The sequence below is a fragment of the Streptomyces bottropensis ATCC 25435 genome (assembly GCF_000383595.1).
Lineage (GTDB): Bacteria > Actinomycetota > Actinomycetes > Streptomycetales > Streptomycetaceae > Streptomyces > Streptomyces bottropensis.
Genome location: NZ_KB911581.1, coordinates 1,317,700 through 1,340,734 on the forward strand (window position 1 = coordinate 1,317,700; position 23,035 = coordinate 1,340,734).

Sequence of the window (23,035 nt, forward strand, 5' to 3'; positions counted from 1 at the left end):
CGAGCGGGGGCGATCAGCTCTGGTAGGGCACGGCCTTGAGGATCTTCACCGAGGCGAGCTTGCCGTTCGGCAGCTCGTACTGCGCGTCCTGGCCGACCTTCTTGCCGGTCACACCCGAGCCGAGCGGGGACTGCGGCGAGTAGGTCTCGATGTCGGAGCTGGCGTACTCACGGGAGGCGAGCAGGAAGGTCACCGTGTCGTCCTCGTCGCCGTCGAAGGCGATCGTCACGACCATGCCGGGCGCCACCGCGCCGTCCGCGGAGGCCGGTGCCTCGCCGACCTTGGCGTTCTCCAGAAGCTGGGTCAGCTGGCGCACCCGGAGCTCCTGCTTGCCCTGCTCCTCCTTGGCCGCGTGGTACCCGCCGTTCTCGCGCAGGTCGCCCTCCTCGCGCGCGGCCGCGATCTTGGCGGCGATCTCCGTGCGCGCGGGACCAGACAGGTAGTCCAGCTCGGCCCTGAGCTGGTTGTACGCCTCCTGGGTCAGCCAGGTGACGTTCTCGCTGGTCTGGGTCACAGGTGCTCCTCGTAGGTACTGGGAATACAAAGCATCGCCCTACACAGAAGAATGTTCCTTCTCGAGTGGGCGAAACCACGAGCCTAACAATTCGGTGGCCGAAGGGGGAGGACATAAACCACAAGCGTTACGTCGACGCAGGTCACGGCGCACATTCGGAGGGGTGGAGGCCGACGCGGGCCGGGTGGAGGCCGGGCCGGGTCCGGGTGCGCCGATCCAGCGGTCCGGGGCCGGGTCAGCCGGCGTGGCAGCCGAGGAGTTCGGCCGTGGTGCCGCGTGAGGTCGTCCTCAGCGTGACGATCTTGTCGATGTCCGTGACATCGGCGGCGAAGCGGAAGTCGGCGCGGCCGACCTCGGCGCCGTCCTCGGACTGGGAGCGCACGGTGCAGTAGCCGTCGACACCGGCGTCCTTGTCGCCCCTGAGGTGCACCTTCACCGCATGCGCGGAGGTATCGAAGGTGTAGATCTCGACGCTGATCCTGTTACCGGCGACGTAGTGGTAGGCGAACCAGCCGATCAGGACGAGAAGGGCGGCGCCGAGGACGCTGCCGATGACCTTGAGCTTGCGGTCGGCGCGCTCGTCCGCGGAGCGGCCGTAGCGGCCCTGGGGGAGCCGCGTGCTCGCCGTCGTCATGGTCGTCCTCTCGGAAAGGGGCCGGGAGCGTGCTCCCGGCAGGGGCGTCCACGCATCGGACCGGGAATATCCCGCCCCCCGATGCCGTCACTATAGAAGCCCCCCGCCCAGCGCCTGACGGCCGCCCCGCACCCGGGTGTCCGAGCGGGACGGCAGTATGGACTCTCCGGATCGCGCCGGGCCGAGTCACCGAAGTTCAGGCCGGGCGCCGAGTTACGAGGGAATGAGTCTTGACTGACCAGCTGCGACTGATGGCCGTGCACGCGCACCCCGACGACGAGTCGAGCAAGGGTGCGGCCACCATGGCGAAGTATGTGTCCGAGGGGGTGGACGTGCTGGTCGTGACCTGCACGGGCGGGGAGCGCGGCTCCATCCTCAATCCGAAACTCCAGGGCGACAAGTACATCGAGGAGCACATTCACGAGGTTCGCAAGAAGGAGATGGACGAGGCCCGGGAGATCCTCGGCGTCGGCCAGGAATGGCTCGGCTTCGTCGACTCCGGCCTTCCGGAGGGCGACCCCCTGCCGCCCCTTCCCGACGGCTGCTTCGCCCTGGAGGACGTCGACAAGGCGGCCGGCGAGCTGGTCAGGAAGATCCGCGCGTTCCGTCCCCAGGTGATCACCACCTACGACGAGAACGGCGGGTACCCGCACCCCGACCACATCATGACCCACAACATCTCGATGGTGGCGTTCGAGGGCGCGACGGACACCGAGAAGTACCCCGAGGCCGAGTACGGCCCGGCGTACCAGCCGCAGAAGCTGTACTACAACCAGGGCTTCAACCGTCCGCGCACCGAGGCGCTGCACAACGCCCTGGTGTCCCGTGGCATGGAGTCCCCGTACGGCGACTGGCTCAAGCGCTGGGACGAGTCCGAGCACAAGGACCGCACCCTGACCACGCACGTGCCCTGCGCCGACTTCTACGAGATCCGTGACAAGGCACTCCTCGCCCACGCCACGCAGATCGATCCCGACGGGGGCTGGTTCCGGGTTCCGATGGAGATCCAGAAGGAGGTCTGGCCCACCGAGGAGTACGAGCTGGCGAAGTCCCTCGTGGACACCTCGCTCCCCGAGGACGACCTCTTTGCGGGCATCCGTTAGCCCTGGGGGACAATGCCAGACATGAGCGTAAGCCTGGCAGTCACACACCTCGTCCCCCTCGCCAAGGAGCTGGACAAGGACAAGGTCACCCCCGGCGTCCTCGGCTTCATCGTGTTCGCGGTGATGGCTCTGGCCGTCTGGGGCCTGATGAAGTCCATGAACAAGCACATGGGCAAGGTCGACTTCAAGGAGTCGCCGGACACGGACGCCTCCGTCGAGGAGACGGCGTCGGAGGCGAGCGGGAAGGCGACGTCCGCGAAGGGCTGACGCCCGGGGCACGACGTCTGTGAACGGCTGACGCCCGGGGCGATCGTGCGGCGACGTGGCTCCGTGACACCGCTCGGGTGTCGCGGAGTCCCACGGCGCCCGTCGCCGTGACGGGCACCCGGTGCTCCTTCGCCGTGACGGGTACTCCGGCGCTCCTCAGCCGTGTCGCGCGCCCGGTGCTGTTCTGCCGCGTCGGGCGCCCCGGCGCCGTTCGCTCACCCGTGCCCGCCCGTGACGCCCGTCACCGGTACCCCCATCACCTCCCGCGCGTGGCGGTTCGGGACCATGCCGAGGGTCCAGGCGCGCCAGCCGCTCTCCAGGTTCACGCCCCGTTCGAGCAGCAGCCCGTACGCCTCGATGTACTCGGTGAGTTTCTCGTCGCGCAGCGGGTGGGCGGTGCGGGAGAGGTGGGCCAGGTCCTCCTGGGCGACGGCGGTGCCGATCTCGACGCCGCCGGGGGCCGCGTACGGCAGCAGGGTGCACTTGAGGAAGCGGGCCCAGTCCTCGCCGCGGCGGTCGCCGTAGGAGGTGAAGAGGCGGGTCGCCTCCTCGCAGAGGGCCAGGGCCTGGGGGGTGCGGGCGTTGCCCGCGTCCACCACGGCCAGCTCCAGGCAGGTCCAGGCCTCGCCGTGGGCGACGCCGATGCGCTGGAAGTCCGCGCGGGCGTCGACCAGCAGTTGGCGGGCGAAGCCGGAGTTGCGCAGCGAGCCGGTCTGGACGGCCCGCTGGTCGCGGGTGACGCGGGCCGAATGATGTCTTGCGCAGGCCAGACCGTAGACGTCCCGCATGCGGGAGAACATCGTGCGGGAGCGCTCCAGCTCGCGGACCGCCTGGTCGAGGGTGCCGGTCTCCTCCAGTGCCTGGCCGAGGTAGTAGCCGCTCCAGGCCTCGCCGCGGGCGTCCTCGTTGTCGCGGTGGCGCGACAGGGCCTGGCGAAGACCGTCGACGGCGGCGGAGGGGTCACCGGCGACGAGGCGGGCGCGGGCGAGCTGGGTCATGGACCAGGCCTGGCCCCGGGCGTCGCGGGTCCGGCCGAAGAGGTCCAGGGCGGTGCGCAGTTCGCTCTCCGCGCGCGGTATCTCGCCCATGCGCAGCAGCAGTTGACCCAACTGGAAGTACGCCCAGCCCTCGCCGTGCAGGGACTCCTGCTGGCGGTGGATGACCAGGGCGCGGGTCAACAGGTCCAGGGAGTCCGCCAGATGGGAGCGGTCGCGTTCCACCGCCGCCAGGGCGTGCATCGTCCAGGCGCGGTCCGCCGCCAGTTGGGGGGCCGACTGGAGCTGGAGCGCCTCCAGGAGCTTCTCCGCCGCCTCGGTCAGATTGCCCTGGTGGTGCAGGGTGATGCCGAGCGAGCACAGGGCACGGGCGGCGCCCGCGTCGTGGTTGGTCTCCCGGTAGAGGCCGACGACCGAGGCGAGCGTCGTGCGGGCCTTGTCCAGCTCGCCCAGCTGACGGGCCGCGATACCCGTACGCCACTGCACCGAGCGGGTCAGCAGGCCCTGGTCGACCGACTGGGCCAGCTCGCTCAGCTCACCGAGGCGGTAGAGGTCGCCGCGCAGCAGGCAGTAGTCGCACAGCGCTCCGAGGAGGCTGAGAACCGCCGCCTGGTTCACGCCCTCCGCGTGCCGGAGCGTGGAGGTGATGAAGCTGGTCTCGTCGTCCAGCCAGCGCAGCGCCTCGTCCAGGGAGACGAAGCCGTGCTGGCCGAAGCGGTCCGAGCGGGTCGACATGTTGCCGTCGACCAGACGCAGGACGGAGTCGGCGAGGTCGGCGTAGGTGACGATCAGGCGTTCCTGCGCGGCGGTGCGCTCGCTCGGCTCCTCCTCGTCCAGGAGCCGGGCGTGGGCGAAGGCGCGGACCAGGTCGTGCAGGCGGTAGCGGTTGCCGTGGACATGGTCGATCAGGCCCGCGCGGGCCAGCGCGGTGAGGTGGCGGGTCGCCTCCGTCTCGTCGGTGGCGAGGAGGGAGGCGGCAGCCGCCGCGCCCAGGGAGGCGCGCCCGGCCAGCGCCAGGCGGCGCAGCAGTCTGCGGGAGAGGTCCGACTGGTCGGTGTAGCGGAGCCACAGGGCCCGTTCGACCGGCTCGACCGGGCCGTAGGCACCCAGTTCCGTGGCCAGTTGGCCCGGCGTGCGCGGGCCGAGCGAGGAACCGGCGACGCGCAGGGCGAGGGGCAGGCCGCCGCACAGCTCCCGGATCCGGGCGAGGGGTTCGGCGGTGTGCGCGTGCGGGTCGATCGCTGTCACGGAGCCCGCCGAGGACGAGCCGCCGTACGCCTGTGCCGGCGGAGCCGAGGACAGTACCCCGGGCTCCGAGGCCGTCGTCTCCAGGAGTTCCAGCGCGCCCTTCCCGTCGAGCGCCTCGACCGGGAGCTCGTGGACCCAGGCGGGCAGGTCGGCGGGCAGGGCGAGCGCGGAGCGGGCGGTGACCAGGACGAGGCTGTCGGAGCGCTCGGGGACGAGGGCGCGGACCTGCTCGGGGTCGGAGGCGTCGTCGAGGACGATCGTCACCGGCACGGCCGCCAGATGCTGGTGGTACAGCTCGCTGAGCCGCTTGACCTGCTGGTCCTGTGAGGTGCGCTCACGGAAGAGGAGCTGGTCGCGGGGGGCGCCGAGGCGATTCAGCAGATGCATCAGCGCGTCCCGGGTGGAGAGCGGAATCTCCTCCGGGCTGTCGGCGCGCAGATCGACCACGCAGGCGCCGCGGAAGTAGTCCCGCAGCTCGTGGGTCGCGCGCACGGCGAGGGCGGTACGACCGGAGCCGGGCGCGCCGTGCAGCACGACGACCGTCGGCCGGGTCTCGGTCTCGGCGCGGGCCGCCTGCACCCACTGGCGGATCCTCCCCAGCTCCGTGCGCCGGCCCGCGAAGCGGTCGTCCGCCTCCGGGATCTGCAGGAACGACTGCTCCAGCACGTTGCGCCGCCGCGCCGCCGCGCTCTTGTCGGCGCCGCGCAGCTGGGGGGCCTTCTTCTTCGGCGTGGACGCGGCGAGTACGCGCTGCTGGTCCAGGAACGGCCGTATCCCGCGCACCTCCAGCGCCGTCAGCCACTGCAGCCGCAGCTGCTCGGGGCCGCCGGGCTGGCTCAGGGCGCCCGCGCGGTGATGGGCCGCGGGTACATGGGAGGCCGTCACCTTCAGGACCGTGGCCACGGCGCTCGCGATGCCGACGATCAGGCCGGTGCTCACGGCGGTGCCGGCGCCGACGCCGAAGGAGAGGTCGGCCACGACCGCCGTGCCCGCGGCAACGCCCGCCACCAGCAGGGCGGTTCCGGCGCCCTCCTTCGCGTAGCGCTGGCCGAAGGTGAGCCGGCCGGCCTGTGACTCGTCCAGTGCGCGGGTGTACGCCTCGTACTCCTCCGCCGCGTTGCGGGCCATCGTGTCCAGCGCGGCGCGGGCGCGGCCCAGGAGCACCACCCCGTCGGTACGGCCGCCCGACCTGCGGACCTCCTCCTCGACCGCCCGGACCAACAGCCCTTCGGCCTCCCCCCGGTGGCTGTCCCGCATCACACGTCCCCCTTCGCCGAAACGGCATGCCTCCGGCCAGTGTGGGGCGAGAGGCGCGACTAATCGAGAGGGCGTGATCCCTGCCGGGGGCGAGGTTCGGGGTTTCGCCGCGGGGGCGGGGGCCGTCGCCGGCCGAGGCTCCTTCGTGGTCGCCCGCGCGGTTCCCCGCGCCCCTTTCGGGGGCGCGCGCCTGTGCTGAACGGCGCTGCGCGGGTACTGGTGAATGATGGTGCCCATGGCGAATCGACTGGCCCACGAGACCTCCCCCTACCTCCTCCAGCACGCCGACAACCCGGTCGACTGGTGGCCCTGGTCGGCCGAGGCGTTCGAGGAGGCGCGGCGGCGGGGCGTGCCGGTGCTGCTCAGCGTGGGGTATTCGAGTTGCCACTGGTGCCATGTGATGGCCCACGAGTCGTTCGAGGACGGAGAGACCGCCGAGTACCTGAACGCCCACTTCGTCAACATCAAGGTCGACCGCGAGGAGCGCCCCGACGTCGACGCCGTGTACATGGAGGCCGTGCAGGCGGCGACCGGGCAGGGTGGCTGGCCCATGACCGTGTTCCTGACGCCGGACGGGGAGCCCTTCTACTTCGGGACCTACTTCCCGCCGGCGCCCCGGCACGGGATGCCGTCCTTCCGGCAGGTGCTGGAGGGCGTGCGGGCCGCCTGGGCCGACCGGCGGGACGAGGTCGCCGAGGTCGCCGGGAAGATCGTGCGGGACCTGGCCGGGCGGGAGCTGAAGTTCGCGGCGGTCGACGTGCCCGGGGAGGACGAGCTGGCGCAGGCGCTGCTGGGGCTCACCCGGGAGTACGACGCGGCGCGCGGCGGGTTCGGCAGGGCGCCCAAGTTCCCGCCGTCGATGGTGATCGAGTTCCTGCTGCGGCACGCGGCGCGCACCGGTTCCGAGGGCGCGCTGCAGATGGCGCGGGACACGTGCGAACGTATGGCCCGCGGCGGCATCTACGACCAGCTCGGCGGCGGCTTCGCCCGGTACTCCGTCGACCGGGAGTGGGTCGTGCCGCACTTCGAGAAGATGCTGTACGACAACGCCCTGCTCTGCCGGGTCTACGCCCATCTGTGGCGGGCCACCGGCTCCGAACTCGCCCGGCGCGTCGCGCTGGAGACGGCCGACTTCATGGTCCGTGAACTCCGGACGAACGAGGGCGGGTTCGCCTCCGCGCTGGACGCCGACAGCGACGACGGCACCGGTACCGGGAAGCACGTCGAGGGCGCCTACTACGTCTGGACGCCCGAGCAGCTGACCGAGGTGCTCGGCGAGGAGGACGCGCGGCTCGCCGCGCACCACTTCGGGGTCACGGAGGAGGGCACCTTCGAGGAGGGGGCGTCCGTGCTGCAACTCCCGCAGCGCGAGGGCGTGTTCGACGCCGACAAGATCGAGTCGATCCGGGAGCGGCTGCTCGCGGCGCGGGTGCGCCGCCCCGCTCCCGGCCGGGACGACAAGGTGGTCGCCGCCTGGAACGGGCTGGCCGTCGCCGCGCTCGCCGAGACCGGCGCCTACTTCGACCGCCCCGACCTGGTGGACGCCGCGATCGCCGCCGCCGACCTCCTCGTACGCCTGCACCTGGACGAGCGGGCGCGGCTTGCGCGGACCAGCAAGGACGGTCGGGTGGGGGCCAACGCGGGGGTGCTGGAGGACTACGCGGATGTCGCGGAGGGGTTCCTGGCGCTGGCCTCGGTCACGGGGGAGGGCGTGTGGCTGGAGTTCGCGGGGTTCCTGCTCGACCATGTGCTCGTGCGGTTCGTCGACGAGGAGTCGGGGGCGCTGTACGACACCGCCAGTGACGCGGAGAAGCTGATCCGGCGGCCGCAGGACCCGACCGACAACGCCACGCCCTCCGGGTGGAGCGCGGCGGCCGGGGCGCTGCTCGGCTATGCCGCCCACACCGGCTCCGAGCCGCACCGGACCGCCGCGGAGCGGGCGTTGGGCGTGGTGAAGGCGCTGGGGCCGCGTGCGCCGAGGTTCATCGGGTGGGGTCTGGCGACCGCCGAGGCGTTGCTCGACGGGCCGCGCGAGGTGGCGGTCCTCGGGCCGCAGGGGCATCCGGGGACGCGGGAACTGCACCGGACGGCGTTGCTGGGGACCGCGCCGGGTGCGGTGGTCGCCGTCGGACCCCCGGACAGCGACGAACTGCCGCTGCTGGCCGACCGTCCGCTCGTCGGCGGTGAACCGACCGCGTATGTCTGCCGAAATTTCACCTGTGACGCTCCCACGACCGATGTCGACCGGTTGCGGACGGCTCTGGGGGTGGCCTCGACCGGCTGAAACTCGCCGGTCAGAGACCGTGACAAGATCGAACAACTGTCGAGAAACAGGTCGGTGTGCGGACACATCCGACTACGTGTTCCCTCGAACGGAAACACGCTTTTTATCGGAAGGGCTCCCTGGGTTCACAGTTTCCCCCTAGTCTCCTCACAGTGACGCGACGGGAGTAACTCCTCTCGCGGCAGGGGGTATCCGGATCCGGGGGGATCTCTTTTGCTGACATACGTCCTTATTGTCGTCATCTCGTTTGCCTTGTTCTGGATGGCGGCCTTCACTCTGTGGTGGCAGATGCACGCGTGGCGCACGCCCGAAGTGCTCGCCTCCACCCGGTTCAGCAGACCGGACGGCGACGAACACGTGTCGTTCTCACTGCTGCTGCCCGCACGTCATGAACAGGCCGTGCTGGACCACACCATCCAACGACTGCTCGAATCGAGCCACGACGACTTCGAGATCATCGTGATCGTCGGACACGACGACCCGGAGACCACCGCGGTGGCCCGGACGGCCGAGGGGCGTGACCCCCGGGTCCGCGTGGTCGTCGACCACCACGAGAAGAAGAACAAGCCCAGGGCCATGAACACGGCGCTGCCGCACTGCCGCGGCGACGTCGTCGGCGTCTTCGACGCGGAGGACCAGGTCCATCCCGAACTGCTGTCCCACGTCGACCACGCCTTCCGCACCACGGGCGCGGACGTCGTGCAGGGCGGGGTGCAGCTCATCAACTTCCACTCCAGCTGGTACAGCCTGCGCAACTGCCTGGAGTACTTCTTCTGGTTCCGCTCCCGGCTGCATCTGCACGCGCAGAAGGGGTTCATCCCGCTCGGCGGCAACACCGTCTTCGTCCGGACCGGCGTCCTGCGGGAGGCCGACGGCTGGGACCCCGACTGCCTCGCCGAGGACTGCGACCTGGGCGTCCGGCTGTCGAGCGTCGGCAAGAAGGTCGTCGTCGCCTACGACTCCGCCATGGTGACCCGGGAGGAGACCCCCGGCAGCCTGATGTCGCTGATGAAGCAGCGCACCCGCTGGAACCAGGGCTTCCTCCAGGTCTACCGGAAGAAGGACTGGAAGCAACTCCCCGGCTTCCGGCAGCGGTTGCTGGCCCGCTACACGCTGATGACGCCGTATCTCCAGGCCTTCTCCGGGGTGGTCATCCCGCTCAACGTGGCCGTCGCGATCTTCCTCGACGTCCCCGTCGGCGTCGCCTTCATCACCTTCCTGCCGGCCGTCACCGCCCTCGTCACCTTCGTGTTCGAGGTCGTCGGACTGCACGACTTCGGCAAGCAGTACGGCCTCCGCGTTCGGTTCGTCCACTACGTCAAGCTGATCGTCGGCGGCCCCTTCTACCAGGTGCTCCTCGCCATCGCCGCCGTACGCGCGGTGTGGCGTGAGCAACGTGGCGACAACGACTGGGAGCTGACCAGTCACGTCGGCGCACATCTCGCGCACGTGAACCGAGAGGACGTTCCTGCGTGACCTCCACACTTCCCGCGGCGACCAAGACAGAGGTCAAGGTCCCCGCGCAACGGACAGCTGCGCCCGTAACCGGTTCGACCGGTCGAACGACCGCGTCCGCTTCCCCTCCGACCGCACCGACGCGGCTGCGCGACTCGCGCCCCGACCTGATCCTCTGCGCTCTCCTCCTCGTCGCGATCATGATCGTGCAGGGGTGGAACATCGCCGACTACCCGGCCCTCAGCGACGACGAGGGCACCTATCTCGCGCAGGCCTGGGCCGTGCAGGAGGGCAGAGGGCTCGCCCACTACACCTACTGGTACGACCACCCGCCCCTCGGCTGGATCCAGCTCGCCGTCCTGACCTGGATCCCCGCCCAGCTCGCCCCCGAGTCGATGACCGTCGGCTCGATGCGCGTGGTGATGCTGGCGGTCAGCGCCGTCAGCGCCGTCCTCGTCTACGTCCTCGGCCGCCGCCTCTCGCTGCCCCGCTGGGCCGCCGGCCTCGGCATGGTCCTCTTCGGGCTGTCCCCGCTGTCGGTGGTGCTCCAGCGGGAGATCTTCCTCGACAACATCGCGGTGATGTGGACGCTCCTCGCGTTCTGCCTCGCCGCCTCACCGAGCCGTCACCTCTGGCACCACTTCGGAGCCGGGCTGGCGGCCGCCGCGGCCGTGCTCACCAAGGAGACGATGCTCCTGGTCCTGCCCGCCGTGCTGCTCACCATGTGGCGGCACAGCCACCGTGACACCCGGAAGTTCGCCCTCACCGGCGCCGTCACCGCCTGCGTCCTGATCGGCGCCTCGTACCCGCTGTTCGCCCTGCTCAAGGGCGAGTTGTTCCCCGGCGCCGGCCATGTCTCGCTGTGGGACGGCATCGTCTACCAGATGAGCCGCCCCGGCTCCGGCTTCATCCTCACCGAGGGCACGGGCTCGTACGGCGTTCTGCAGTCCTGGCTGTACTACGACCGCGTCCTGCCCCTCGGCGGACTCGCCGGCGCGCTGCTGCTCCTGGTCACCTGGCGCTGGTCGGTGACCGCGCGCGCCCTCGCCGGACCCGCGCTCGCCGTCGCGATCCTCGCCGGCATGGCCCTGCGCCCCGGCTATCTGCCCGCGATGTACGTCCTGCAGGCCCTGCCGTTCCTCGCGCTCGTCCTCGCGGGCGGCACGGCGAGCGTCGCCCACGGCGTCCTGCGCAGAGGCCGGGGCGCTGCGGAGATACGGCCCCTGACCTGGGCGCGCTACACGGTCGCCGTCGCCCTGGCCGCCCTCGCGACGGTGTACGTGGCCCCCCGCTGGTACGAGGGCAACCACACCGCGATGACGTTCGACGCCAACGTGCCCTACCGGGAGGCCGCCGAGTGGCTCGGGCGTGAGGTCGACGATCCCGAGGGCACCCGGGTCCTGGTGGACGACGCGCTCTGGCTGGACCTCGTCCACGAGGGGTACGAGCCGGGGCTCGGCGTCATCTGGTTCTACAAGGCCGACCTCGACCCGGCGGTGACGAAGACGATGCCGCGCGGCTGGCGCGACCTCGACTACGTGGTCGCCTCCCCGACCGTACGGCGCGACGCGGTGGACCTGCCCAACGTCAGGAGCGCCATGGAGAACTCGACGCCGGTCGCCACCTTCGGCACCGGCGAGGACCGGATCGAGATCCGCAGGATCGACACCGCCGGCGGCGACGATCGCGCACGCGGGACCGGGGAGGCGGACACCGACCGCGTCCGCGACACCGAGGCCGCTGGAGGCGACCGATGAACAGCGGAAGCTACGAGTCCACCGCCCCCGGGGAGCTGGACGACCCGGCCGTCCGCGGCGTCGAGATACCCGAGCCCGGCGCCGTCACCATCGTCATACCCACCTTCAACGAATCCGCCAACGTACGGGAGTTGCTGCACCGGATCACGGAGTCGGTGCCCGCCCGGCTGCCCTGCGAGGTCGTCTTCGTGGACGACTCCACCGACGACACCCCCGCGGTGATCGGCGAGGCCGCGCAGGACTGCCCCTTCCCCGTGACCGTGCTGCACCGCGACGAACCGGTCGGCGGACTCGGCGGCGCGGTCGTCGAGGGCATCAGGGCGGCCACGTCCGACTGGATCGTCGTCATGGACGGCGACCTGCAGCATCCGCCTTCGCTGGTACCGGAGTTGGTGGCGACCGGGGAGCGGTCGTCGGCGGGTCTGGTGGTCGCCTCCCGCTACATCAAGGGCGGGAGCCGGGCCGGGCTCGCGGGCAGCTACCGCGTGGCCGTCTCCCGAGGGGCGACCTGGCTCACCAAGTCCCTCTTCCCCCGCCGACTGCACGGCATCAGCGACCCGATGAGCGGCTTCTTCGCGATCCGCCGCAGCGCGGTCACCGCCGACATCCTCCAGCCGCTCGGCTACAAGATCCTCCTCGAACTCGCCGTGCGCAGCCGCCCCCGCCGGGTCACCGAGGTGCCGTTCGTCTTCCAGGACCGGTACGCCGGCGAGTCCAAGTCCACCGCGCGGGAGGGCCTGCGGTTCCTGCGCCACCTCGCCGGGCTGCGCACCGCCTCGCCCGTGGCCCGCATGCTGGTCTTCGGGCTGATCGGCGTCACCGGCTTCCTGCCGAACCTGGCCGGCCTGTACGCCCTCACCTCGGCCGGCATGCACTACCTCCCCGCCGAGATCCTCGCCAACCAGCTCGGGGTCCTCTGGAACTTCTTCCTCATCGAGCACCTGTGCTTCCGCGAGCGGCGCAGGCACCGCAAGGTGTGGGACCGCGTCGGCCGGTTCGCGTTGCTGGCCAACGCCGATCTGGTGCTGCGCATCCCGCTGATCGCACTGTTCGTCGGCCGGTTCGGGATGGGGGCGCTGTCCGCGACCGCGCTCGCCCTGGTGACGACGTTCGTACTGCGCTTCGTGGCGGTCGAGGCGCTGGTCTATCTGCCGCGAAAGGCGTCTCGCCGTGGGGAGCACGGCGAGCAGAAGCAGGCCGAGCGGAAGCAGGCCGAGCGGAAGCAGGCCGAGCAGACGCAGGCCGAGCCGGCAAGGAGAGCCGTGTGAAGAACCATCCGATGAACCATCTGCGGGGCCGCTTGCATCTGCGGGCCCGCTTCGGGATCCGTCGCAGACCCGGGCCCCTGCCCAAGGTCAGACGGAGCACGGCCCTGCTGGCGGTCGGGGCGCTCGCCGCCGGCCTCCTGCTGGTCTCGCCCCAGTCCGCGTCCGCCGCCAACCTGGTCCAGAACCCCGGGTTCGAGACCGCCGGCACCGACGGCATGCCGTACTGCTGGGAGAAGTCCGGCTGGGGCGACAACGACTTCACGTTCACCACGGTGGCGGGCGCCCACTCCGGCACCAAGGCCATGAAGGTCGAGCTGACCCGCCGGGTCTCCGGTGACCGCAAGGCCCTCATCACCGAGTCGGCGGCCTGCGCGCCCACGGTCACCGTGGGCAAGCAGTACGACCTGGCCCTCTGGTACAAGTCGACGACCCCGGACACGTCCGTCACCCTCTTCCGGCACGACACCACGGCCGGCTGGCAGTACTGGACCGACCTCAAGACGCTGGACATGGCCGGGAGCTGGACCGAGGCGACGGTCCGCACACCGGAGATCCCGGCGGGCACCGACCGGATCACCTGGGGTGTCTCGGTCTACGGCACCGGTTCCGTCACCACCGACGACTACACCATGGACCAGGTCGCCGACCCCGTCCCCCAGCCGCAGTGCACGGGCACGCCGGACGAGTGCCTCAACGGCCGCTGGGACGTGCTGCCCACCAAGAACCCCGTCCGCTCCATGCACTCCGTCGTCCTCAACAACGGCAAGGTGCTGCTGATCGCCGGCTCCGGCAACAGCGAGCAGATGTTCGAGGCGGGGACGTTCACCTCCGCGGTCTACGACCCGAAGAACGGCACGTACAAGCAGATCCCGACCCCGGACGACATGTTCTGCGCGGGCCATGTGCAGCTGGACGACGGCCGGGTCCTCGTCATGAGCGGCAACAAGGCGTACCCGGTGGCGGGCGGCCACGGCTACGAGGGCTACAAGGACTCGTACGTCTTCGACCCGGTCACCGAGACCTACAGCAAGACCAACGACATGAACGACGGCCACTGGTATCCGTCGGCGACGATCCTCGGCAACGGTGACGTCATCTCGTTCGGCGGTCTGAAGGAGGACTCGACCGGTTCGGTGACGGCCGAACTGTGGTCGGACGCCGAGCAGAAGTGGCTCGAACTCTGGAAGGTCAACCAGACCTGGTCGTACTGGGGTCTCTACCCGTCGATGATCCTCATGCAGGACGGCCGCCTCTTCTACTCCGGCAGCCATGTCTTCGGCAACAACATCCCCGGCACGGGCAGCGCGATCTACGACTACGGCGCCAACACGATCACCCAGATGCCGGGCCTGCAGCGCAAGGACGAGCGGGACCAGTCGGCGAGCGTGCTGCTGCCCCCCGCCCAGGACCAGAAGGTCCTCACGCTCGGTGGCGGCAACATCGAGTCCAACCCCGACGCCAACCGCCTGACGGACGTCATCGACCTGAAGGCCGCGAACCCGGCGTACGTCGCGGGCCCGCCGATCCCGCAGGGCACGGTGGACCTGGGCAACGGCAAGGTCGCCCAGACGGGCGCCCAGGGCAAGATGTACGTCTCGGCGGTGCTGCTGCCCGACGGCAAGGTCCTGGAGACGGGCGGCGCCCTGCACAACCGCGCCGACCCGGTGTTCGAGACGTCGATCTACGACCCGGCGACCAACACGTTCGACCCGGTGGCGACGGACCCGGAGGAGCGCGGCTACCACTCCTCGGCGTTCCTGCTCCCCGACGGCCGCGTCATGACGACCGGCGACAACCCGGGCAACGGCACCTGGAACCACGACGTGTCGATCTACACCCCGCCGTACCTCCTGAAGGGCGCCCGCCCGCAGATCACGTCGGTGATCGACAAGGAGTGGGTGTACGGCGACACGCAGCGGATCACGGTGGACCGGCCGATCGTGAAGGCGGAACTGATCCGCCCCGCGGCGGTCACGCACTCCTCGGACCCGAACCAGAGGTTCGTGGATCTGCCGCTGTCCGTCGACGGCAACAACATCGACCTCAACGTGACGAGCAACCCCAACCTGGCGCCGCCCGGCTGGTACATGCTCTTCGCGGTGGACGCAGGCGGCGTCCCGTCGGTCGCGGAATGGGTCCACCTCCAGGGCCCGTCCGCCTTGGCCCAGGCCTCCGGCGACGCCCCCTCGGCCCACGTCCACGACTTCGCGGACGCCCCGAAGGGCAAGACCACGGGGCCGGGGAAGAAGACCAGGTCCAAGAAGGTCAGCCCCACGATCTCCGGCTGTGACCGCCACTACGGCACCGCGAACGTCTGCGTCCCGACGGTCTTCCCCGCCGAGGTGAAGAAGACGACGGCGTCGCGCTGCGCGTGGCTGAAGCAGAACGACTACGGCCGCCTGAAGGTCAACGGCAAGGACGACCCGCTGAAGCTGGACCGGAACCGGGACGGCGTGGCGTGCGGGAAGGGGGACGTCAAGCGCCGCTGACGATTGCCGGGTCGACGTGATCGGCCCCCGTGCCCGGCGGACAACCGCCGGGCACGGGGGCTGTGTCGGCTACGCGCGACCGACATTGTCGGGACTCTGCCCGGCCCGTGCCTGGGGTTGTGGTCACCACGATCCAGACCCACCCCGCCCCCGCTCACCCCGCGCGCATCCTCAACGCCTCCCGCACGATCGCCTCCAACTGCTCGTGGTGCGCGCCCTTCCAGTACGCTCGGCCGCATGCGTCGCACTGGGCGAACACGTCGTACGACTTCTGGGTGCCGCCCTCCAGTCGGTCGGCGACCTGCTCCTTCGTGGCCGGCTTGAGCAGGCCGTTGCAGGCGGTGCAGCGGGTCCAGGGGTGCAGGTCGGGGGCGAAGCGGGCCAGGACGTCCTGGAGTTGGTCCTCCGGGTGGGTGCTGTAGATGTACGCGCCGGCCCACAGTTCGCGTCGTCGCAGGAGGCCCCGGTCGCGGCTGAGCAGCACCCGCTGTTCGGCGGCGGAACGGGTGGCCAGCGCGGGGTCGCCGATGTCCGTCGACTCGTAGGCCGTGTCCACGCCCAGCAGGCGCAGGCGTCGGGCGAGGGTGCCGAGGTGGACGTCGAGGAGGAAGCGGAGGGGGGCGCCGGGGACGCGCTGGGGGCGCTCCACCGGGCGTACGGTGACCGACTCGCCGTGCGCCGGGATGTGGGACACCGGGACCTCGCGGCCGTCGACGACCAGCGTGCCCACCTCCGTCAGCGGGACGCCGAGGGACTCGACCACGTGCCCCAGGGTCGAGATCCCGTCCGTGGCCAGCGGGGTCGCGCCCGCGCGGCGGCCGTGCGGGACGAACAGGGCCAGTTCGGGGGCGACTTCGATATGGATCTCGGCGGCTCTCACCTGGTCAGGATGGCATGGGAGACAGGGGGTGGGTTCAGGGATTTTCCCTCGGCAGGCCGTGTTGCAGCGTGGTCAGGGTGCGGTCGACGAGTTCGGCGAAGTCGTCGCGGTGGCCGTTCTCGGCCCAGTAGAGGGACGTTTCCAGCAGGCCGCCGATCAGGGACATGGCGTAGACCCGTACCTCCAGGCTGTCCGGGTCCCGGCCGGTGCGCTCGGCGATGGCGGTGCAGAGCATGCGGCCCGTCACCGACATGCTCTCCATCATGCGTGAGCGCACCGCGGGGATCTCGACCATGAGGCGCGTACGCAGCCGCGCCACCGCCGCGTCCCCCTCGACGCCCGTGCGGACGGCCTCCCGCATCACGTGACGGATGCTGTCTGTCCAGGGTTCGTCCGTCGGCCGAGCCCGCAGTTCCTCCATGAGGATCGGATCGTCCTCGTCGGTGAGGACGATGTCCTCCTTGGTGGGGAAGTAGCGGAAGACGGTCGACGGCGAGACCTCCGCCCGGTCGGCGATCTGCTCGATCGTCGTGGCGTCGTAGCCCTGTTCCTCGACCAGCGCGTAGGTCGCGGCGCGGATCGCCTCGCGGGTCTTGATCTTCTTCCGCTCGCGGAGTCCGAGCGGGGGGCGGTCGGTGGGGCGGTCCGTGGGGCTGTCGGTGGGGCTGTCGGTGGGGGTGCCGGTGGGGGTGCTGGGGCGTGCGGCCGTCATGCGGTCATTGTCGGGCATCGGCCCGCGAGGTGGCCAGGTCAGGCCCGGTGTCCTCCCCGCCGGTGTTCCCGCCGCCCTTCGCCGTCGGCGCGCTCGGCAGCAGAGCCACGGCCAGCAGCGCGGCGACCAGGGCCGTGGCGCCGCACACCAGCAGGACGAGGCCCATCCCGTGGACGTACGAGGCGTTCGCGGAGGTGAGGAGATCGGCCGCGCCCGCCCGTTCGGCGACCACGTGGGCCGCCACCACCGAGTCCCCGGCCGTGTCGGCGGCGGACGCGGGCAGCCCGGCGGTGTCGAGCCGGTCCCGGAAGATGCCCGCGAGCAGGCTGCCGAGCAGGGCGATGCCGATGGCGCCGCCCACCTGACGCAAGGTCATCAGCAGCCCGGAGCCGGAGCCGGCCCGGTCGGCGGGCAGGGTGCCGAGGGCGCCGGACATCGCGGGCACGACCGAGAGCCCGAAGCCGGCTCCGGCCAACGACAGCCACAGCGCCGTGAACCCGTAGCCGGAGCCGACCGTCGTACGGCTGCCGAGGAGGGCGGCGAAGGCCAGCACCACCAGGCCCGCGCCGACCACGGACCGGGACCCGAAGCGTTCGACGACCGGCTGAGCGACCCGCGCGCCCACCAGCAGGCCGCCCATCAGGGGCAGCAGCCGTACGCCGGTGCCCAGGGCGTCGTTGCCGAGGACGGCCTGGAGATACGGCGGCAGGACGAACATCAGGCCGGACAGCACGAACATGACCAGGGTCGCGGCGAGCGCGTTGAAGAGGAAGCCGCGGTGGGCGAGCAGTCCCATGTCGAGCATGGGACGCACGGCCCGCCGTTCGCGCAGAACCAGCGCGGTGATCAGGACGGTCGATGCCGCGAACGCGCTCAGCACCAGCGGGTCGCTCCAGCCGCGCGTGGGTGCCTCGATGATCGCGTAGACGAGCGAGCCGAGGCCGGCCGCGGTGAGCACGGTGGAGACCGTGTCGACCTTGGGCGAGGCGGGGTCCCGCGTCTCGGGCAGCAGGAAGACGCAGGCGGCCATGCCGATCGCCGCCATCGGGAGGTTGATCAGGAACACCGAGCCCCACCAGTAGTGGTCGAGCAGCCAGCCGCCGATGATCGGGCCGAGCGGCAGGCCCAGCGTGGAGCCCGCGGAGACGATGCCGACGGCCTTGGTGCGCTCGTCGGGGGCGAAGAGCGAGGGCAGCACCGACAGGGCGAGCGGGGTGACCAGCGCGGCGCCGATCCCCATCACGGCGCGGGCCGCGACCACCGCGTTCACGTCCTGGGCGAGCGCGCCCACGACCGACCCGGCGAGGAAGATACCGAGCCCGGTGATCAGCATGCGCCGCCGGCCGAACCGGTCGCCGAGGAGTCCGGCCGGGAGCATCAGGGCCGCGAACACGACGATGTACGCGTCCGCCATCCATTGCTGCTCACCGGTGGCGGCGCCGAGCTGTCCGGCCATGGTCGGCAGCGCCACATTGAGGATCGTCATGTCGAAACCGAGCACCAGCATGCTCGCGACGAGGGCGCCGAGGGCCCACCAGCGGCGGGGGTCGGGCCGAGCCCGGGAAGGGGTGATGACAGTCTCCATGAAATGAGAGTAACTCTCAAAAGATGGTAGGTGTCAATTGTCGGATGGTGGATGGGTGCGGGCGTGACGTGCGCGCGGGCATACGGAAATGGCCGCGGCTGGGGAGCCGCGGCCAGGGAGGGAGTGGGCGTGTCCGGTCGCCCCGCAGGGTCAGCCGTGCTGGTAGGCCACCATCGAGATCCCCACGTAGTGCACGACGAACGCGGCGAGCGTGAAGGAGTGGAACACCTCGTGGAAGCCGAACCAGCGCGGTGACGGGTCCGGGCGCTTGAGGCCGTAGATGACTCCGCCGATGCTGTAGAGCAGGCCGCCGACGATCACCAGGACCAGGACGGCGATGCCGCCCGTGCGCATGAAGTCGGGCAGGAAGAAGACCGCCGCCCAGCCCATCGCGATGTAGCAGGGGGTGTAGAGCCAGCGCGGGGCGCCGACCCAGAACACCCGGAAGGCGATGCCGGCGACGGCCGCTCCCCAGATGCCCCAGAGCAGCCACTGACCCTTGGCGCCGGGCAGGAGCAGCATGGTGAGCGGGGTGTAGGAGCCCGCGATGATCAGAAAGATGTTGGCGTGATCCAGCCTGCGCAGGACGCCGTCCATCCTGGGGCTCCAGGTTCCCCGGTGGTACAGCGCGCTCACGCCGAACAGCAGGCAGGCGGTGAGGGCGAAGATCCCGCACGCGATGCGTCCGCGTGTGGAGTCGGCGAGGGCGGTGAGCACCAGGCCGGCCACGAGTACGGCCGGGAACATGCCGAGATGCAGCCAGCCACGGAGTTTGGGCTTGATCTCGTCGGTGATCTGATGGATCTCGTCGGTGATCTGGTGGGCGAGCTGATGCGGCTTGGTTCGCGCGTCGGACGTGCGGCTGTCGGCCGGCGTCTCCGGGTGCGCATCGGGGACGGACGCTGTCATACCTTGCATCGTACCTACGGAGCCGTAACTTACGGGACCGTGCGTCCTGTTCACACCCTCGGAAGTGGCCATCGTCTCACGGGGAGCCCCGGAGGGGCCCGGCCACCTGTGTGGATACCTGCGGTGAACCGGCGGTGACACAAAGAAACCTTTCGGACGCGGTTTCGGTGAGTGGTGATGGTCACCATGCTCACGTGTGAGGTCCTATGGACATATGGGCACTCTCGTCGGATGATCAAATGAGTGCAGTCGGCACCGGATGAGCGCCAAGGGCACCACTGATGAAGCATCCGGGTCGCAGCCCCCACGGGGCCTCCCACACAAAATCCCTCATTTTAGGAGCGATCGTGGCGCGCAACATCGCGGCTCCCCCTTCAACCGTCCCGACCACCCACCGAGAACTCGTGGCGTGGGTGAACGAGATCGCCGAACTGACCGAGCCGGACAACGTGGTCTGGTGCGATGGATCCGAGGCCGAGTACGAGCGCCTGTGCGGGGAGCTCGTCGAGAAGGGCACCTTCCGTAGGCTCGATCCGATCAAGCGCCCGAACTCCTACTACGCCGCGTCCGACCCGACCGACGTCGCCCGGGTCGAGGACCGGACGTTCATCTGTTCGGAGAAGGAGGAGGACGCGGGCCCGACCAACCACTGGAAGGCCCCCGCCGAGATGCGGGACATCTTCCAGGGCGAGAAGGGCCTGTTCCGCGGCGCGATGCGCGGTCGCACGATGTACGTCGTCCCGTTCTGCATGGGCCCCCTGGGCTCGCCGCTGTCCGCCATCGGCGTCGAGATCACCGACTCCGCGTACGTCGCCGTCTCCATGCGCACGATGACCCGTATGGGACAGCCGGTGCTGGACGAACTGGGCTCCGAGGGCTTCTTCGTGAAGGCCGTGCACACCCTCGGCGCCCCGCTGGAGCCCGGTCAGGCCGATGTGCCGTGGCCCTGCAACAGCACCAAGTACATCTCCCACTTCCCCGAGAGCCGTGAGATCTGGTCCTACGGCTCCGGGTACGGCGGCAACGCGCTGCTCGGCAAGAAGTGCTACGCCCTGCGCATCGCGTCGGTGATGGCGCGGGACGAGGGCTGGCTGGCCGAGCACATGCTGATCCTCAAACTGACCCCGCCGCAGGGTGAGTCGAAGTACGTCGCCGCCGCGTTCCCGTCGGCGTGCGGCAAGACGAACCTGGCGATGCTGGAGCCGACCGTCAAGGGCTGGACCGTCGAGACCATCGGCGACGACATCGCGTGGATGCGCTTCGACGAGGACGGGCAGCTCTACGCGATCAACCCCGAGGCCGGGTTCTTCGGCGTCGCGCCCGGCACCGGTGAGCACACCAACGCCAACGCGATGAAGACGCTGTGGGGCAACTCGGTCTTCACCAACGTGGCGCTCACCGACGACGGCGACGTGTGGTGGGAGGGGATGACAGAGGAGACTCCGGCCCACCTCACCGACTGGAAGGGCAACGACTGGACGCCGGACGCCGAGGCGCCGGCCGCCCACCCGAACGCCCGGTTCACGGTGCCCGCCTCGCAGTGCCCGATCATCGCGCCCGAGTGGGAGAACCCCAAGGGCGTGCCGATCTCGGCGATCCTCTTCGGTGGCCGCCGCGCCACGGCGGTGCCGCTGGTGACGGAGTCCTTCGACTGGAACCACGGGGTGTTCCTGGGCGCGAACGTGGCGTCCGAGAAGACCGCGGCGGCCGAGGGCAAGGTCGGCGAGCTGCGCCGCGACCCGTTCGCGATGCTGCCCTTCTGCGGCTACAACATGGGCGACTACATGGGCCACTGGGTCGATGTCGCCAAGGGCAAGGACCAGGCGAAGCTGCCGAAGATCTACTACGTCAACTGGTTCCGCAAGAACGACGCGGGCAAGTTCGTCTGGCCCGGGTTCGGTGAGAACAGCCGGGTCCTGAAGTGGATCGTGGACCGGCTGGACGGCAAGGCCGAGGGTGTGCAGACGCCGATCGGCATCCTCCCGACGCCGGAGGCGCTCGACACGGAGGGGCTGGACCTGTCCGCGTCCGACCTCGACTTCCTGCTGACCGTCGACAAGGAGGTGTGGCGGGAGGAGGCCGCGCTCGTGCCCGAACACCTCAACACCTTCGGTGATCACACGCCGAAGGAGCTGTGGGACGAGTACCGGGCGCTGGTGAGTCGTCTGGGCTGACGCCCGCGTGTGTGCTCCGCGATCGGCCGGTACGGGTTGCCCTGACGAGCGACGTCTCCTCGGCCGGTCGCGGACTTTGTGCGCGCCGGGGTTTGGTGCGCATGGCGGCTCGGGGGTGCGGGTGCGTCGGGGAATGCCGCTTCGGTGGGGCTTCTCGCGGGAGTTCCCCGCGCCCCTGAAAACCCGGGCCCTGGCGGGCCTGAAAGACCGGCCCCCGCAGGTCCGAAGCGGTTTGGGCGCGCGGGCCTGCAGCGGTGGGTGCGCGGGCCTGAAAAGCGGTGGGCGCAGCCCCTGCTTTTCAGGGGCGCGGGGAACTGCGCGATCAGCCCCCACCGGGCCCGCGGCCGAGGGGGAAGGGGTGCTGCCCCTCGGGATGGGGACGGGTAGGGGCGGAGGGGGCGAAAAGGGCTACCGCGCAACGGATTTCGCGGGACACTCGGGACATCCGCACCGAACCCCGAAATGAGGTGAGCGGGGTGCGTACACCCGTAAGTGACCCCCTGAAGATCGGCCCGTACAAGATAGTCGGCCGCCTGGGATCGGGCGGCATGGGCTGGGTCTACCTGGGCCGCTCACCCGCCGGCCGCGAGGTCGCCGTCAAGGTCGCCCGCCCCGAACTCGCCGCGGAGCCCGAGTTCCGCGAGCGCTTCGCCCGCGAGGTCGCCGCCGCCCGCGTGGTCAGCGGCGCCTACACCGCCGCCGTCGTCGACGCCGACCCGACCGCCGAACTCCCCTGGCTGGCCACCCTGTACGTCCCCGGCCCCTCCCTCGCGGAAGCGGTCCGCGCCGACGGCCCCCTCCCCGAGGCCCAGGTCCGCCCCCTCGGCGCCGGACTCGTCGAGGCGTTGCAGGCCATCCACGCCGCGCACGTGATCCACCGCGACCTCAAACCGGCCAACGTCCTGCTCGCCCAGGACGGCCCCCGCGTCATCGACTTCGGCATCTCCCGGGTCGACGGCGCCCCCGGTCTGACCCGCGTCGGTGTCGTCGTCGGCACCCCGCCGTTCATGTCGCCCGAGCAGATCCGCGGCGACCGGGTCGGACCGGCGAGCGACATCTTCTCGCTGGGCGGCGTCCTGGTCTACGCGCTCACCGGCCGTTCCCCGCACGGCAGCGGCGAAGGCGTGAGCGTGGAGGTCGTACGAGGAGAGCCCCGGCTGAACGGCGTACCGGCGGGACTGCGCCCCCTGATCGCCCGCTGCCTGGCCAAGCGGCCCGAGGACCGGCCCCGACTCGCCGAGATCCTGGCCGAGTTGGTGGAGGAGGACGCGAGCGCCGAGGTGTGGCCGCCGCCGCAGGTGGCCCGGACCATCGAGGTGCGGTACGAGGAACTGAAGGAGCGCCACCTGCGCCGTACGACGAGCGAGTCCGTCCCCTCCTGCCTGCTGCTTCACGCCCAGGCACTGCTCGACGCCGGTCTGACCGGCGCCATGGTCGCCGGGGCGGTGGTCCGTGACGGTGCCTGACTCCTACCCGGGCCAAGGCTCCTTCCCGGGCCAAGGCT

Annotated in this window: 16 protein-coding genes; 9 read left to right on the top strand and 7 right to left on the bottom strand. The window is 70.6% G+C overall.

Annotated elements, in window-relative coordinates:
* Positions 1-13 precede the first annotated feature (13 nt).
* Together greA and STRBO_RS0105980 are read right to left on the bottom strand one after the other, a co-directional pair.
* A complete protein-coding gene (gene greA, locus STRBO_RS0105975) occupies positions 14-514 on the bottom strand; it encodes a transcription elongation factor GreA (RefSeq protein ID WP_005480857.1) in 501 nt (166 codons plus the stop codon).
* 235 nt (positions 515-749) lie between these two features.
* Entirely contained in the window at positions 750-1,148 is a 399-nt protein-coding gene (locus STRBO_RS0105980; RefSeq protein ID WP_005480855.1) for a DUF4307 domain-containing protein, read from the bottom strand.
* 251 nt (positions 1,149-1,399) lie between these two features.
* Between STRBO_RS0105980 and mca the strand changes: the two genes are divergently transcribed.
* On the top strand, positions 1,400-2,251 hold the full coding sequence (gene mca, locus STRBO_RS0105985) for a mycothiol conjugate amidase Mca (RefSeq protein ID WP_005480853.1): 852 nt from the start codon (positions 1,400-1,402) through the stop codon (positions 2,249-2,251).
* A gap of 21 nt (positions 2,252-2,272) precedes the next feature.
* Positions 2,273-2,518 (top strand): hypothetical protein, encoded by a 246-nt coding sequence (locus STRBO_RS0105990; RefSeq protein WP_005480851.1) that lies wholly within the window; start codon positions 2,273-2,275, stop codon positions 2,516-2,518.
* 215 nt (positions 2,519-2,733) lie between these two features.
* Here the strand turns inward: STRBO_RS0105990 and STRBO_RS0105995 are convergent, their stop codons facing one another.
* Positions 2,734-6,018: a tetratricopeptide repeat protein gene (locus STRBO_RS0105995; protein WP_020113920.1), complete on the bottom strand. Its 3,285-nt coding sequence runs from the start codon at positions 6,016-6,018 to the stop codon at positions 2,734-2,736.
* 235 nt (positions 6,019-6,253) lie between these two features.
* Between STRBO_RS0105995 and STRBO_RS0106000 the strand changes: the two genes are divergently transcribed.
* The 5 genes from STRBO_RS0106000 to STRBO_RS0106020 all read left to right on the top strand — a co-directional run bounded on the left by STRBO_RS0106000 (position 6,254) and on the right by STRBO_RS0106020 (position 15,271).
* Complete coding sequence (locus STRBO_RS0106000) at positions 6,254-8,302, top strand: thioredoxin domain-containing protein (RefSeq protein WP_020113921.1); 2,049 nt, start codon at positions 6,254-6,256, stop codon at positions 8,300-8,302.
* Positions 8,303-8,563: 261 nt separating this feature from the next.
* Positions 8,564-9,778 (top strand): glycosyltransferase, encoded by a 1,215-nt coding sequence (locus tag STRBO_RS0106005; RefSeq protein ID WP_005480846.1) that lies wholly within the window; start codon positions 8,564-8,566, stop codon positions 9,776-9,778.
* Positions 9,775-11,514 carry an ArnT family glycosyltransferase gene (locus tag STRBO_RS0106010; protein WP_005480845.1) on the top strand — a complete coding sequence of 580 codons (1,740 nt, stop codon included), beginning with the start codon at positions 9,775-9,777 and terminating at the stop codon, positions 11,512-11,514. The genes STRBO_RS0106005 and STRBO_RS0106010 overlap by 4 nt, the downstream gene beginning before the upstream one ends.
* Positions 11,511-12,782, top strand: coding sequence for a glycosyltransferase (locus STRBO_RS0106015; protein ID WP_005480844.1), 1,272 nt, complete (start codon positions 11,511-11,513; stop codon positions 12,780-12,782). The genes STRBO_RS0106010 and STRBO_RS0106015 overlap by 4 nt, the downstream gene beginning before the upstream one ends.
* Positions 12,779-15,271: a galactose oxidase-like domain-containing protein gene (locus STRBO_RS0106020; RefSeq protein WP_005480836.1), complete on the top strand. Its 2,493-nt coding sequence runs from the start codon at positions 12,779-12,781 to the stop codon at positions 15,269-15,271. The genes STRBO_RS0106015 and STRBO_RS0106020 overlap by 4 nt, the downstream gene beginning before the upstream one ends.
* 154 nt (positions 15,272-15,425) lie before the next feature.
* Here STRBO_RS0106020 and STRBO_RS0106025 read toward each other — a convergent pair whose 3' ends face one another.
* From STRBO_RS0106025 to trhA, 4 genes are all read right to left on the bottom strand, one after another.
* The gene (locus tag STRBO_RS0106025) at positions 15,426-16,151 is read right to left on the bottom strand and encodes a Mut7-C RNAse domain-containing protein (protein WP_005480835.1); all 726 of its coding nucleotides are present in this window, start codon (positions 16,149-16,151) and stop codon (positions 15,426-15,428) included.
* Between the two features lie 34 nt (positions 16,152-16,185).
* Positions 16,186-16,863, bottom strand: a complete 678-nt coding sequence (locus tag STRBO_RS0106030; RefSeq protein WP_005480833.1) for an acyl-CoA-like ligand-binding transcription factor — start codon at positions 16,861-16,863, stop codon at positions 16,186-16,188.
* Positions 16,864-16,867: 4 nt separating this feature from the next.
* Positions 16,868-18,448 carry a DHA2 family efflux MFS transporter permease subunit gene (locus STRBO_RS0106035; protein ID WP_005480832.1) on the bottom strand — a complete coding sequence of 527 codons (1,581 nt, stop codon included), beginning with the start codon at positions 18,446-18,448 and terminating at the stop codon, positions 16,868-16,870.
* 150 nt (positions 18,449-18,598) lie between these two features.
* Positions 18,599-19,357 (bottom strand): PAQR family membrane homeostasis protein TrhA, encoded by a 759-nt coding sequence (gene trhA / locus STRBO_RS0106040; protein WP_020113923.1) that lies wholly within the window; start codon positions 19,355-19,357, stop codon positions 18,599-18,601.
* Positions 19,358-19,704: 347 nt separating this feature from the next.
* Between trhA and STRBO_RS0106045 the strand changes: the two genes are divergently transcribed.
* Positions 19,705-21,531, top strand: a complete 1,827-nt coding sequence (locus tag STRBO_RS0106045) for a phosphoenolpyruvate carboxykinase (GTP) (protein ID WP_005480829.1) — start codon at positions 19,705-19,707, stop codon at positions 21,529-21,531.
* Positions 21,532-22,007: 476 nt separating this feature from the next.
* Complete coding sequence (locus tag STRBO_RS0106050) at positions 22,008-22,997, top strand: serine/threonine-protein kinase (protein ID WP_028796492.1); 990 nt, start codon at positions 22,008-22,010, stop codon at positions 22,995-22,997.
* The last annotated feature ends 38 nt before the right edge of the window (positions 22,998-23,035 follow it).

Excerpts from the sequence above, each read along its gene's own strand:
- STRBO_RS0105980 (WP_005480855.1), bottom strand. The coding sequence starts at position 1,148 with ATGACGACGGCGAGCACGCGGCTCCCCCAGGGCCGCTACGGCCGCTCC.
- mca (WP_005480853.1), top strand. The coding sequence starts at position 1,400 with ATGGCCGTGCACGCGCACCCCGACGACGAGTCGAGCAAGGGTGCGGCC.
- STRBO_RS0105990 (WP_005480851.1), top strand. The coding sequence starts at position 2,273 with ATGAGCGTAAGCCTGGCAGTCACACACCTCGTCCCCCTCGCCAAGGAG.
- STRBO_RS0105995 (WP_020113920.1), bottom strand. The coding sequence starts at position 6,018 with ATGCGGGACAGCCACCGGGGGGAGGCCGAAGGGCTGTTGGTCCGGGCG.
- STRBO_RS0106000 (WP_020113921.1), top strand. The coding sequence starts at position 6,254 with ATGGCGAATCGACTGGCCCACGAGACCTCCCCCTACCTCCTCCAGCAC.
- STRBO_RS0106005 (WP_005480846.1), top strand. The coding sequence starts at position 8,564 with ATGGCGGCCTTCACTCTGTGGTGGCAGATGCACGCGTGGCGCACGCCC.
- STRBO_RS0106015 (WP_005480844.1), top strand. The coding sequence starts at position 11,511 with ATGAACAGCGGAAGCTACGAGTCCACCGCCCCCGGGGAGCTGGACGAC.
- STRBO_RS0106030 (WP_005480833.1), bottom strand. The coding sequence starts at position 16,863 with ATGACGGCCGCACGCCCCAGCACCCCCACCGGCACCCCCACCGACAGC.
- STRBO_RS0106035 (WP_005480832.1), bottom strand. The coding sequence starts at position 18,448 with ATGGAGACTGTCATCACCCCTTCCCGGGCTCGGCCCGACCCCCGCCGC.
- trhA (WP_020113923.1), bottom strand. The coding sequence starts at position 19,357 with ATGACAGCGTCCGTCCCCGATGCGCACCCGGAGACGCCGGCCGACAGC.